Consider the following 13,230-nt stretch of genomic DNA (forward strand, 5'->3'; position numbering starts at 1 on the left):
AGGAGTGGCAGTGGCCAACAAATCAATTGATATTTTTACCGACGGCTCATGTTTAGGTAATCCAGGCCCAGGTGGTTATGGTGCGGTCATGATTTACAATTCACACCGCAAGGAAATCAGCCAGGGATATTTTGAAACCACCAATAATCGTATGGAGCTGTTAGCGGCGGTAGCCGCGCTGAATGCGTTAAGTGAATCCTGCACCGTGAACCTGACTACCGACAGTCAGTATGTAAAAAATGGCATTAATCAGTGGATCCACAACTGGCGTAAAAATGGCTGGCGTACCGCAAGTAAAAAGCCGGTGAAAAACGCCGACCTCTGGCGTCAGCTGGATGAGGCGGTAAGTAAACACCAGGTGACCTGGCACTGGGTAAAAGGCCACTCAGGACATCCGGAGAATGAACGCTGTGATGCCCTGGCACGAGCCGCCGCCGAATCGCCTTCCCAGCCTGATAGCGGCTTCAACCCCGCTACATAGATACAATAGCTGGGGTCAGGTTTGGTGGTTGATTGAAAAAGGCAGTCGTTCAGCAAAGGGGCATGTCGCAGAGCTTACAGAGCTTGGACAGGCACTGCATCTTACCCGGAATTTTTATTGTAAAGTGACGGTCCTGTTCAATAGCAAGAACGTAACGCCCCTAAGTGTAAAAAGTGAGTGTCCTGCTTAATAATTTATCAATAACAAATCTTGCCAGCTATAACCATAGCTGGCTTATGGTACTGCTCGTACATTTCGTTGCCTGTCGCAGAGCTTGGACAGAGCTTGGACAGGCACTTCATCTTACCCGGAATTTTTATTGTAAAGTGACGGTCCTGTTCAATAGCAAGAGCGTAACGCCCCTAAGTGTAAAAAGTGAGTGTCCTGCTTAATAATTTATCAATAACAAATCTTGCCAGCTATAACCATAGCTGGCTTATGGTACTGCTCGTACATTTCGTTGGCGGATAATCAACCAGCAACATCGTGTTCTTAACAATGGCAGAATACAACGCTGTGTACATAGGCATAGCATCTCGCCGTACCGAATTAACAGGTTGGCGGTGGGCTCAATCGAGACGTCACTTTGTAGCGAAACACGTTATAATGGCAGATAAATGTGAATAGGAATTAATATGAAAGTTTGTGGTGTAGATATAAAAAGCAACGAAGCAACGGTATGCCTCTTGTCACTGATAGATGGATTGTTTCATGTTCCCGACTGCCGTACCCGCCGGTTAACGTTGGCCGATACCAGTGCCAAAGGCCTAAAAAGCTTTCAAAGTACTTTCGCTAAACTCGTCGCCGACTACAAAATTGATGCTGTGATAATCCGTCAGCGCCAAAGTAAGGGCAAATTTGCAGGCAGTGCCGTTGGCTTTAAGCTAGAAGCGGCTATTGAATTAATCGAAGGATTAGAGGTTGTGGTATTTAACCCAACCGATATTAAAGAATCGTTACGCAGAAACCCCATCGCAGTGCCTTTCTCAGACACGGGTTTAAAGCAGTTTCAGGAGATAGCCTTTACTACCGCTTATGCATGGTTAATGAAACGTGACAGTCCATCGCAAACACCAACTGATTCCTAGCAAAGATTCCCTGTGAAAAATGTGTCAGGGCAGCTTACCTGTTTTAAAGGTAAGCCGCCTCTTACAACTTCTCCAACCGGTGGAATGCGTAAGAGTTACTGATGTTCAGATTCCTAAGGTCCGAATCAGGACAGTCACTTTATACCTTTTACCTGCTTTAAAAGTAATCAGCCTCTTTCCACTTCAACAACCGGTGAAATGCGTAAGAGTTACGGTCTAGATCAGGACAGTCACTTACTATCCTAAGTTGCTGAACACGTTTCCCGGTTTAAGTGGTTTTATGGCGTGGATTTCTGGAGTTTTCTAGCGTTGTAGTATCGGTAAAAACCAATTGCGCTACTGCCAACAAATACGGTCTCTACGAGGATGCCCACAGGTGACCATAAAACTACGTTATCGCTCTAATCAGGACAGTCACTTACCGTCCTCAGGTACGGTTGGATTTTATGCGAACTCCGGCACAATGAAAACATTCCCTCTTGTTTTGTATGACGCTATGCCCAGACCACGTAAATGCCTTATCAATCTGGCAGAGACACCTTACTACCATTGTGTATCCCGCTGTGTGCGCCGTGCTTACTTATGCGGTGAAGATAAGCATTCGGGTAAAAGGTATGAGCATCGTCGTCAATGGGTGGAAGACCGGCTGATACTGCTGGCTGATGTGTTCTGCGTAGATGTATGTGCCTTTGCGGTGATGAGCAATCACACCCATGTGGTGTTGCGTATTAACAGGGAAAAAGCCGAATCGCTGTCAGCGAAGGAGATTATTCGGCGATGGCATAAGCTCTACAAAGGCATGCTGCTAGCACGACGTTATATCAATCCTGCTGAATGTGATTCGTTATCTGCCGCCGAAATTGATACCGTTAAAAACCTTGCTGAAGTGTATCGCAGCCGATTATTTGATATCAGCTGGTTTATGCGATTGCTTAATGAATATATTGCCAGACAAGCAAATATCGAAGACAACTGTACGGGGCACTTTTGGGAAGGAAGATTTAAATCTCAGGCGTTGATGGATGAAGCTGCGCTCGCAGCCTGTATGGCGTATGTTGATTTAAATCCGGTACGGGCTCGTTTGGCAAAAACGCCGGAAGACTCTGCACACACAAGTATTCAAAAACTCCTTCAGGCGGCTAGATCTGATCAACAGCCCAGGTCCCTATTTCACTTCGCTGATAATTCTGGTGAAAAAATATCAGACGGATTACCTTTTCGGCTTCAGGATTACTTCACACTCGTCGAGCAAACCGGGCGTCATTTTCATCCGAAAAAACGCGGCAAAATAGATAATGCAGCCTCTCCATCTCCAATCCTCACCCTGGCTGGACTGGATCATACTGAGTGGGATGCATTAGTCTACGGTATTGAAACGGACTTTAAGACTTCAGTAAGCATCGCGAAACTAATGTCGCAACGCTGAAAAATCTTAAAATACAAATCCGCTTGAACACACGGGACGACGCCCACCAGTCACATTGTCCACTCCCCCTTTAATGACACAGTTCTAAATTAGAGTTTTCCAGTTTCGCCCGATACGCTGCCGGAGGCAGGTCACCGAGACTTTCATGAGTTCGTTCTTCGTTGTAATCCAGTTGCCAGACCCAGGCCATTTCTCTGACCTGATAAATAGTTTCAAACAAGTAAGCATCCAGGAACTCTCTGCGGAACGAGCCGTTGAAGCGCTCGACGAAGCCATTTTGCTGTGGTTTGCCAGGCTGGATGTAAATCAGTTTGATATTGTGCGTTTCGCACCAATCCGCCAGCGTCGCTGATATCAGTTCCGGGCCGTTGTCGACGCGCAGCTGCTTGGGCAATCCGCGCTCGGCCTTGAGTTGCTCTAGCAAGCGCACCACACGGCCCGCAGGCAAAGAGGTATCCACTTCGATGGCGAGGCACTCTCTTGTACCTTCATCCACCACATTCAACGTTCTAAAGCGTTTACCGCAATAAAGTGTGTCGTGCATAAAATCCAGTGCCCACTGATGATTAACCCGAGCAAGCACTTCCAGGGGCTGAGCTATCCGCTTGGGCAACACACGCTTGGTTCTGCGCTTCAGGTTCAGCCCCATCTGGCAGTACACGCGATAAACGCGTTTGTGATTGAAGGCAAAGCCTTTAAAACGCATACGCCCAAAACACTTCCAGAATCCCGCCCGTGGCGACTTCTTCAATTCTGCATTGATGGCATCAATGACAGCAGCATCTGCTTTGCGCCAGTCTCGTTGGGGGCGATAGAAGGTCGAACGGCCAATACCAACAAACAGGCAAGCCTTTACGATACTCAGCCCCGCACCAACCAATACGCTGACGCACTCTCGTTTCTCTGCTGTCACCAACCCTTTTTTGCGACCAACTCCTTAATAGCATGGTTTTCCAGACTGACATCGGCATACATCTTCTTGAGCTTGGCATTTTCCTCTTCAAGCTCTTTTAACCGTTTAACGTCAGAGGCTTCCATCCCACCGTACTTGGATTTCCAATTGTAGTAAGTTGCATTGCTGATACCGTGCTGGCGGCACACCTCTTCAACCTTCATTCCGGCATCGACTTCTTTCAACACAGCGATGATCTGTGATTCAGTAAAGCGTGATTTTTTCATTGTCGTCTCCTGCATTAATCATTGCAGAAAACTCCAATTAAGTCTGTCTCAGTTTAGGGGTAGTGGACAACATCTTATCCCCCAACATTTATTGTTTAAGACTGGCCGCCAGCTTCCTCCACCTTAGTTTCTCGAGAATTCATCAATACAGTATTTATATAAGAATTAAGATAAAAGAGGGCTACGGCTATGAAAGCGGTACATTTACACACTCAGGAAATTGATCACGATTATAAATACATGAGCATCTGTAATGGGAAAGGGTGTAAGCCTTGCGTGGTCAATTTAGCATCGAAGCTTATTCCTTTACTTATAAGCCACATCCTGCAAAAAAAGACTATTTAAAGCTTAAACTCAAAAAAGAACACTACGCGGGTGAGTGAATACCAAACGCGTCATCCGCTAAAAAACTTGTAGTGACTGTCCTATCTATTCCTTATCTATTCCACTTTCGTTCGGTTTAACAGGCTGGTTTGTTTTTTTCCGTATAAACCCTGATGAACTAAAACAGTACAGTCTTGCTATTAATAGCTGTAAATATCATTCTGGAAAAATAGGAGTTAAGCATGCAAGTACTATCTAAGACAGCATTGGGTGTAGCACTGTCTGCCGCCTTTACTACCGGTGTACTGGCCAAGCCGGTGACCTATCAGATTGACCCGGACCACACCAGCGTGGTGGCTTCCTGGAGTCATTTTGGGTTTTCTAACCCAACTGCTACTTTTGATGATGCCTCTGGCACAATTACCTATGACAGTGGTGATGTGGCCGCCTCTTCAATCAATGTGACGATTCCGATCAGCACCGCCGATACCTATGTAGAAAAGCTCACAGAAGAGTTCATGACTGAAAGCTACTTTAATACCGATAAATTCCCGGATGCAACTTTCACCAGTACCAAAGTGGTAGATAAAGAAGACGGTAAACTGGAAGTACACGGCGATTTGACCATTAAAGGCACCACCAAATCGATTGTCTTTGATGCAATGCTGAACAAACAGGGTCAGCACCCAATGACCCAAAAGCCGGCTATTGGTTTTGATGCCACCACCACCATTATGCGTTCCGACTTTGGAGTAGACGAGTACGTACCCAATGTATCAGACGAGGTTACCCTGCGGATTACCACAGAAGCACAGGCGAGCAAATAACACGCGGTTGCACTTATAATAAGCAGGCCGACCAGCTGTTGTTGGTCGGCCCGCACAGTCTGTTTGTCAAATACCTTATTTTCCTACTTCTTTCTTCTTTTAGTTTTACCGGGCTCGGCGTAGCAATTTACTTTAGACCTGAAGTGACTGTCCAGTGAACTCATTGGTTTTGATGCCACCACCACCATTATGCGTTCCGACTTTGGAGTAGACGAGTACGTACCCAATGTATCAGACGAGGTTACCCTGCGGATTACCACAGAAGCACAGGCGAGCAAATAACACGCGGTTGCACTTATAATAAGCGGGCCGACCAGCTGTTTTTGGTCGGCCCGCACAGTCTGTTTGTCAAATACCTTATTTTCCTACTTCTTCCTTCTTTTAATTTTACCGGGCTCGGCGTAGCAATTTACTTTAGACCTGAAGTGACTGTCCTATTCATCTCGCTCTATTCATCTCGTTATCCATCTTCTGGCCTGAAGTGACTGTCCAGTGAACTTGGTGAACTCTTTCTGAAGTGACTGTCCTATTCATCTCGTTATCCATCTTCTGGCCTGAAGTGACTGTCCAGTGAACTCTCGAAAGGAACGGCGCCAGCATCAGCCACGATACAATCTCAGATTCAATCAAATACGCTTATAAGAATTGCTACATAAAGTGATATTTAATTCCATTTATGCGAGCGGCAGATGCGCTGGGCTAATTTATTTCAAAACCCCATAGCGCTCTAAGAGGTAATGGATCGGGCGGGCTGCATCCCGCCCGATCCATTAATTCAAGGATTACCAGCGCACCACTATTTTGCCCTGGGTATCATTTTGCTCAAGGCGCTGATGAGCCTGAGCTACATCATCAACACTTAGTACCGTATCAAGGTTAACCTGTAAGTTACCGGTGGCAAATTCACCTAAAAAGTCATGTGTGAAGGCATTTATCAACGAGCTTTTATACTCGTCGGTACGTGAACGCAATGTCGAGCCCTGAATCCGCGCCCGCTTGGTTAGCATCAGTGCCATATCCAGCTGATCGGCGTAGCGGCCGGCTAGCATCGCCAGATACACAATACTGCCATCTTTGGCCAGAACCTGAAGGTTGCGGTTCAGATAATCGCCCCCGACAAAATCCACTATAGCATTGGCCCCCTTTTGCCATTTATCAGACAACACTTCGGCAAAATCCTGGGTTTTGTAATTTATCAGCACGCTGGCGCCCATTTGCTCACACAGCGCCAGTTTTTCAGCTGTAGAAGCAGTCACCGCGGTTTCGATACCTTTAAGACGACATAGCTGCAACGCTGCCAACCCTACCCCGCTGGCCCCGGCATGAATTAATGCGCGTTCACCCGATTTAACTCCACACAATAAAAACAGGGCCTGGTACGCGGTTAAAAATACTTCGGCCAAACCTGCTGCGGCTTCCATCGACACACCGGAAGGCAGAGGCATCAGATGATCGGCATCCACAACCGCCTGCTGGGCGTAACCACCCCCGGGCATCAAACCAAACACCTTGTCGCCTTGTTTCCACTGCCTGACATCGTCTGCCACCGCAATCACTTCGCCCGCTGCTTCCAGGCCCAGAATCGCGCTTTCGCCCGGCGGCGGTGGGTACTTGCCCTGACGTTGTAAAGTATCCGCCCGGTTCACGCCAAAAGCATGAACCTGAATAATTACTTTGCCGGCACTGAGCTCAGGTGCCGGGGCCTCATCAATAAAAAGTTCCTTGGGATTACTGCCCTCTTCAAAATTAATAAATCGCATTATTTCTTCTCGGGGTTATTACCAGCGTGGGCATAGTTACGTATCGGTAGTGAATTAAGATGATTCTGGTTATACTGCGCGCCTTATTCTTCACCAGTAACTGTTGCCTATGTCTGCCACCCTCACTCTTGTGCCTGAACGTGAAAAATCATTAAAACGCCATCATCCCTGGGTTTTTGCCTCAGCAATAGAATCGGTCGCCGGTCGTGCGCGCAGTGGCGATACAGTGGATGTTCTTAGTAGTACCGGTGAGTGGCTGGGGCGCGGCGCCTATTCGCCTGAGTCTCAGATACGGGTGAGGATCTGGACCTTTAACAAAGACGAGCCTGTGGATAACGGCTTTTTTATGCGCCGGTTAGAACAGGCGCTGGTATTACGTAGCAGCGTGCTGAATTTTAACACCACCACCGGCTATCGATTGATTGCTGCTGAGTCTGATGGCCTGCCGGGCATTACCATCGATATGTACGACAAGGTCGCGGTGTTACAGCTATTAAGTGCCGGCGCGGATAAGCAACGCGATAAATTGGTGTGGGCGCTCAAAAAGTTGTTTCCGCACGTCAGCATCTACGAGCGCTCTGATGTGGATGTGCGCAAAAAGGAAGGGCTTGAACCGATAACCGGACCTATCCACGGCGAAACGCCAGGCACCGTGGAAATCCTTGAAAACAATCTGCGGATCAATGTTGATATTGAACATGGCCACAAGACCGGCTTTTATCTGGACCAGCGTGACGCCCGCGCCCGTGCCGGCCATTATGCCCACGATAAAACCGTACTCAACTGTTTTAGTTATACCGGCACCTTCTCGTGTTTTGCTTTGGCCGGTGGCGCCAAACATGTAACGAATGTGGATGTCTCTGCACCCGCCTTAAAGCTGGCGCGTGAACATGTCAGGCTTAATCAGCTGGATGAAGATAAAACCACCATGGTTCAGGGTGATGTGTTTGAAGTGCTGCGTCGTTATCATGAAAATGGCGAACAGTTTGATATGGTGATTCTTGATCCGCCCAAATTTGTAGACAGCAAGGCCACCTTAAAACGGGCTGCCCGTGGCTATAAAGACATTAATATGTACGGTATTCATGCGGTCAAACCAGGTGGTTTGCTGTTAACCTTTAGTTGTTCGGGACTGATGCCTTCGGATTTATTCCAGAAAATTGTGGCCGATGCCGCGTTAGATGCCGGCCGGACGGTTAAGATTATAGAACGGTTGTCTCAGGCCCCGGACCACCCGGTTAAAACAACCTATCCGGAAGGCTATTATCTGAAAGGGCTGGTGTGTCAGGTGGCCGATTGATCATAGCATCGCTAGCTCGATGCGTATAACAGACGAGTCCGCGCTGGTCAGGATATGTAGCGATTTGAAGCGCCACTTGCTGGCAGTCTCCAGGACGCTCCTTTGCTACTTAGTGCTGGCCTGAGGCTGAGCTTTGACTTTTTTCACGGGGACAGCGCACATTAATTTAGTGCCCTGAAGTTGCGCCTGTGCCGGGGCAGCACATGCTCGCATCCTGCGTTGAGCCCCCGCTCGCCCGAGCGGTGTTTCTTCTGGTTGCGGTACTGCTCGCTCTCGTCCTGATTTTCACCTTGGCTCTGCTTTAAGTGTTAGCTTTACGGTGATATCAGCATCATTAAAGGGCAAGCTGAGCCAAAAAGGCCCGCTACGGGCAACTTGATGGCTTTGCAGGCCCCAAAGAACTGCATACCGTTGCCGCAACTGACTGGCCCGGCAAACCCGCTATTTCATTTCTGAAATTTCAACACCGATAATACAGCTATTCGCCGACTCTTCCACACAGCGAACTACCGTCGCCGTTGCTGATAACGAGGGGATCTGGGAACTGGTCGACTCAATCGACACTTTTACATTGGTGCCAAGTTCCACGGATGGCTCATCTACCTCCAGGGACATACCTGTAGCACTGATATCCTTGCAAACCGCCTGCAGTGTCCGGCTCGATTCATCATCATTAATTTGCACCTGGCATGGCGAGTTGACCATCATGCGAAAGAAATTACGCTTATCGTCGTATCCCAACATCTTACATCTCCTGACTTCTGAGCCGGTTGATATCAATTAAAGTAAATCGCTGATATATCCGTTATAGGGCGTGAACCTGTGCTTGTCAACTGACACCACCAGGGCCACCTCCCGGTACTATTTTGCTGGCCTATCAGCATGTGGCGTTTTGTACGGCCTGACACCACATTTTGGCTTAAAACTCAGCGAGATAATTTTGAATACGTTTTGCCGAAATAGGGTAAGCCGTGCCCAGTTGCTGGGCAAACAAGGATATTCGTAACTCTTCGAGCATCCAGCGTACTTCGGCCAGGGCGTCGGGTTGCTTGTTCGCCGGGTAACGAGACTTGAGCTTTTCCACCTGCGAGAGAATTTTTTCAATACTCATCTGCGCCTGGCGATCCCGGGTCGGATCGATCGGCAGTTTTTCAAGCCGTCGCGCCAGCCCTTTTAAGTAGCGATGCCAGTCGGCCAGCCGCACGGCGCCAATTTCGCTGACAAACCCCGGGTACACCAGCGAATTCAGATGTGCTTTGATATCACCCATGGCACTGACCATGGTCAGAGGCACATTGCCTTTCATCTGTTTTTGACACTGATGGGCCAGCGTCAATCCGCTTTCTACCTGCTGGGCAATAACCAGTACCTTGTCGTTGATGTTCGCGCGCACAAGATCAACCACCTGTTTAAAGTCGGCTTCGGTGCGAATTGGCCGTTGCTGCTGTTGCTCGTAGTCTTGTCGCAAGGCATCGATTCCGGCAAATATACAGTCATCGATTAATGCTTTCACCTGGCCAAACGGATTGAAATACAACCCAAGCTTGGCTTTGTTAGGCAATTTGCTTTGCAGATGGCCTAAGGGCGAAGGGATCGCATTTTTAATCAGCAGGTTTACGCCCTGCTGATGGGCTTCGGCGGCTTTATCGGCTTCATCAAGCAATACGATGTCTACTTTATTGCCCTGTTTGACCAGCGCCGGGTACGCCTGCACTTCAAACCCACCCACCTTTTGCACAAAAGTCGTCGGTAATGTTTCAAAGTCCCATTGCTCCAGGTTTTTACGTTCCAGTTCGGGGGTGGCGGCTTTTTCAAAGGTTTGTTGTACCTTGCCCTGACACTGCTGTTTCACCCGGTTAAGATCATCGCCCATAGCAATAACATTGCGGTCATTATTCACCACTGCAAAATGTAAGGTTAAGTGAGTGTCCAGCGCACTGAGGTTCCACTCTTCGGGCTCTATCACTACCCCGGTCATTTTACGCAGCTTGTCAGATATCGCATCTAACAGGCGCACCGGGTAACCTTTTTTATCCTGCATCTGAATATCGGCTAAACAGGCATCGGCAAAGTTAGGCGCAGGCACAAAGTTTCGGCGTAAACGCTTGGGCAGACTTTTAATAAGCGCCACAATCAGCTCATGGCGAAGCCCGGGGACCTGCCAGTCAAATCCTATATCTTCAACCTGGTTGAGTACCGGCAGCGGAATGTTTACCGTAACCCCGTCATCAGGCGCGTTAGGCTCAAAGTTATAGGTCAGGGGTAAGGTAATATTGCCCTGCTTCCAGGCATCCGGAAATCCGTTTTCCACCGCGTCTGGCTGCTGTCGGTACACATCCTGTTCGGTGAAGGTGAGCGACACCGACTGATGATTATGCTTATACCATTTTTTAAAGGCGGCCTCGTTATTGACCTCTTCGGGTAACCGGTTTGCATAAAACTCTACCAGAGTATCTTCTTCAACCATCAAATCGCGACGGCGGACTTTTTGCTCCAGCTCATCGGCCTGCGCCAACAAGGCCTGGTTGTCTTGTAAAAAGGCAAAGTTGAGCTTGGTATCCCCGTTTACCAGGGCTTCACGGATAAACAGTTCCTGACACAACGCCGGGTCTATCTGGCTGTAGACCGCAGCGCGTTTAGGCACAATCGGTAACCCAAATAAACTGACCTTTTCATAAGCAATCACAGCGCCCCGCTTTTTTGACCAGTGCGGCTCTGAAAAACTCGACTGGGTAAGATGTTTGGCCAGCGGTTCAATCCAGGCCGGATCGACCCGGGCATTTACCCGGGCAAACAGCTTGGAGGTTTCCACCAGCTCGGCGGCCATCACCCACTTTGGTTGTTTTTTAGCAAGCCCAGAGCCCGGAAAAATCATAAATTTGGTATTGCGCGCGCCCAGGTATTCACGATCTTTATCTTTGGTTCCTAAATGCGACAGCAAACCGGCGCAAATGGCCTGATGGACGGCCTCAAAGTCAGCATCCTGGTTGCTGAAACCCAGATTCAGCTCGGCTAATGATTTTTTTAGCTGACTGACAATATCTTGCCATTCGCGCATGCGCAGGTAATTTAAGAAGTGACTCTTGCACCATTTGCGCAACTGGCTTTGAGACAAGGCCTGTTGCTGTTCACGAAAGGCGTTCCAGGTATTTAGCAAACTGATAAAATCAGAGTCTTTGTCGGCATTTTCACGATGTGCCTCATCGGCCTGCTGCCGTTTTTCCTGCGGCCGTTCACGGGGATCCTGAATCGACAGACCCGCTGCAATAATCATAACTTCTTTTAAGGCATTAGTTCGGTCTGCTTCTAACACCATGCGGGCATAACGGGGGTCGATGGGCAGCCGGGCAATCTGGCGACCGGTTTGGGTAAGCTGCATTTTACCCTGCGTTTTCACCACCGCCTGTATCTCTTCCAATAAACGAAAGCCATCGTTGATATTACGGCTGTCTGGCGGCTGTACAAACGGAAAGCGGCTAATTTCACCTAAGCCTAACGCCAGCATCTGTAAAATTACCGAGGCCAGATTGGTTCGTAAAATTTCCGGATCAGTAAACTCTGGGCGTCCCAGATAATCATCTTCGCTGTATAAACGAATACAGATGCCTTCTGATACCCGACCACATCGCCCTGCCCGCTGGTTTGCCGACGCCTGAGAAATGGCCTCGATGGGCAGCCGCTGTACCTTAGAGCGTGCGCTGTAGCGTGAAATACGGGCGGTGCCCGGGTCCACCACATACTTAATGCCCGGCACGGTTAATGAGGTTTCTGCCACATTGGTCGCCAATACAATCCGGCGCCCACGATGGGACTGAAAAATCCGGTTTTGTTCGCTGGCTGATAACCGGGCGTACAGTGGCACCACTTCGGTATTACGGTATTGCTGCTTTTCCAACGCATCCTGGGTGTCACGAATTTCGCGCTCACCGCTCAAAAATACCAGCACATCGCCGGGGGCCTCACTTGCCAGTTCATCCACCGCCGCCACAATGGCTTCGGTTTGTTCAATGTCGTTGTCCATTTCACTGGTAGGCCGGTAGCGAATTTCCACCGGATAAGTTCGTCCGCTCACCTCGATGACCGGCGCATCGTTAAAGTGGCGGGAAAACCGTTGCGGATCGATGGTCGCTGAGGTGATGATAAGCTTCAGATCCGGGCGTTTTTGCAGTAACTGCTTCAGGTAGCCCAGCAAAAAGTCGATATTCAGGCTTCGTTCGTGGGCCTCATCAATAATAATGGTGTCGTACTGATTCAAGAATCGGTCCTGCTGCATCTCGGCAAGCAGCATCCCATCTGTCATCAGCTTAATGTAACTACTGTCGCTGACATTATCGGAAAAACGAATCTTAAAACCGACTTTTTCCCCTAAAGGTGTTTCCAACTCCTCGGCAATACGGTTAGCCACACTGCGCGCGGCTAATCGGCGCGGCTGGGTATGAGCAATCATTCCGCCCACGCCCCGGCCAAGCTCTAAACAGATTTTAGGCAGCTGAGTGGTTTTTCCCGAGCCGGTCTCCCCGGCTACAATTACTACCTGATTTTCCGCAATCGCCTGTTTGATATCGTCTTTTTTATCGCTAACCGGTAACGGCGGATAATTGACCTGGGGCAGATTCTGCTGCCGCGCTTCGCGGCGGGCCACGGAGCGTTGCACTGCCTGAGCCAGCTTTTCCACGGCCTGAGCAGACGCGGGCTTTTTCAACGCCGCATCAATACGCCGTTTCAGTTTGAAACGATCGCCACTCATGGTGTCAGTAAGTTGTTGTTTAAGCGCGTTTAACGTGGAAGAAACATCACCAGAAGTCAATGCAGGGCCCTTTAGAGAAAAATGAGTGACGATCCTAG

Annotated in this window: 10 protein-coding genes; 6 read left to right on the top strand and 4 right to left on the bottom strand. The window is 48.9% G+C overall.

The window, feature by feature from the left end; all coding sequences use genetic code 11:
* Positions 1 to 10: 10 nt before the first annotated feature.
* The 3 genes from rnhA (at position 11) to IT774_RS09515 (ending at position 2,995) form a co-directional block, all read left to right on the top strand.
* Entirely contained in the window at positions 11 to 481 is a 471-nt protein-coding gene (gene rnhA / locus IT774_RS09505; RefSeq protein WP_195809579.1) for a ribonuclease HI, read from the top strand.
* Between the two features lie 635 nt (positions 482 to 1,116).
* Entirely contained in the window at positions 1,117 to 1,569 is a 453-nt protein-coding gene (locus tag IT774_RS09510; protein WP_195809580.1) for a DUF3010 family protein, read from the top strand.
* Between the two features lie 376 nt (positions 1,570 to 1,945).
* A complete protein-coding gene (locus IT774_RS09515; protein WP_232364943.1) occupies positions 1,946 to 2,995 on the top strand; it encodes a transposase in 1,050 nt (349 codons plus the stop codon).
* Positions 2,996 to 3,065: 70 nt separating this feature from the next.
* Here the strand turns inward: IT774_RS09515 and IT774_RS09520 are convergent.
* Positions 3,066 to 4,174 (bottom strand): IS3 family transposase gene (locus IT774_RS09520; protein ID WP_195809581.1). Its coding sequence is split into 2 segments (ribosomal slippage): positions 3,066 to 3,922 and positions 3,922 to 4,174, totalling 1,110 coding nucleotides; the frame shifts between segments, so codons are not numbered across the junction.
* Between the two features lie 566 nt (positions 4,175 to 4,740).
* On the opposite strand from IT774_RS09520, the gene IT774_RS09525 reads away from it, so the two are divergent.
* Together IT774_RS09525 and IT774_RS09530 are read left to right on the top strand one after the other, a co-directional pair.
* Complete coding sequence (locus IT774_RS09525; RefSeq protein WP_195809582.1) at positions 4,741 to 5,325, top strand: YceI family protein; 585 nt, start codon at positions 4,741 to 4,743, stop codon at positions 5,323 to 5,325.
* Positions 5,326 to 5,487: 162 nt separating this feature from the next.
* The gene (locus tag IT774_RS09530) at positions 5,488 to 5,607 is read left to right on the top strand and encodes a YceI family protein (RefSeq protein WP_269749805.1); all 120 of its coding nucleotides are present in this window, start codon (positions 5,488 to 5,490) and stop codon (positions 5,605 to 5,607) included.
* 500 nt (positions 5,608 to 6,107) lie between these two features.
* On the opposite strand, the gene IT774_RS09535 is transcribed toward IT774_RS09530, so the two are convergent.
* Positions 6,108 to 7,085, bottom strand: coding sequence for an NAD(P)H-quinone oxidoreductase (locus tag IT774_RS09535; RefSeq protein ID WP_195809583.1), 978 nt, complete (start codon positions 7,083 to 7,085; stop codon positions 6,108 to 6,110).
* A 109-nt stretch (positions 7,086 to 7,194) separates the two neighbouring features.
* On the opposite strand from IT774_RS09535, the gene IT774_RS09540 reads away from it, so the two are divergent.
* Positions 7,195 to 8,385 carry a class I SAM-dependent rRNA methyltransferase gene (locus IT774_RS09540; protein WP_195809584.1) on the top strand — a complete coding sequence of 397 codons (1,191 nt, stop codon included), beginning with the start codon at positions 7,195 to 7,197 and terminating at the stop codon, positions 8,383 to 8,385.
* 441 nt (positions 8,386 to 8,826) lie between these two features.
* On the opposite strand, the gene IT774_RS09545 is transcribed toward IT774_RS09540, so the two are convergent.
* The gene (locus IT774_RS09545; protein ID WP_195809585.1) at positions 8,827 to 9,129 is read right to left on the bottom strand and encodes a PilZ domain-containing protein; all 303 of its coding nucleotides are present in this window, start codon (positions 9,127 to 9,129) and stop codon (positions 8,827 to 8,829) included.
* Between the two features lie 175 nt (positions 9,130 to 9,304).
* A complete protein-coding gene (gene hrpA, locus IT774_RS09550; RefSeq protein WP_195812260.1) occupies positions 9,305 to 13,132 on the bottom strand; it encodes an ATP-dependent RNA helicase HrpA in 3,828 nt (1,275 codons plus the stop codon).
* Positions 13,133 to 13,230: the final 98 nt, after the last annotated feature.

This window comes from Salinimonas marina (assembly GCF_015644725.1).
Taxonomy (GTDB): Bacteria; Pseudomonadota; Gammaproteobacteria; order Enterobacterales; family Alteromonadaceae; genus Alteromonas.

Bases quoted from the DNA above. Each gene is read 5' to 3' on its own strand.
- IT774_RS09510 (WP_195809580.1), top strand. From the start codon at position 1,117: ATGAAAGTTTGTGGTGTAGATATAAAAAGCAACGAAGCAACGGTATGC.
- IT774_RS09525 (WP_195809582.1), top strand. From the start codon at position 4,741: ATGCAAGTACTATCTAAGACAGCATTGGGTGTAGCACTGTCTGCCGCC.
- IT774_RS09535 (WP_195809583.1), bottom strand. From the start codon at position 7,085: ATGCGATTTATTAATTTTGAAGAGGGCAGTAATCCCAAGGAACTTTTT.
- IT774_RS09540 (WP_195809584.1), top strand. From the start codon at position 7,195: ATGTCTGCCACCCTCACTCTTGTGCCTGAACGTGAAAAATCATTAAAA.
- IT774_RS09545 (WP_195809585.1), bottom strand. From the start codon at position 9,129: ATGTTGGGATACGACGATAAGCGTAATTTCTTTCGCATGATGGTCAAC.
- hrpA (WP_195812260.1), bottom strand. From the start codon at position 13,132: ATGAGTGGCGATCGTTTCAAACTGAAACGGCGTATTGATGCGGCGTTG.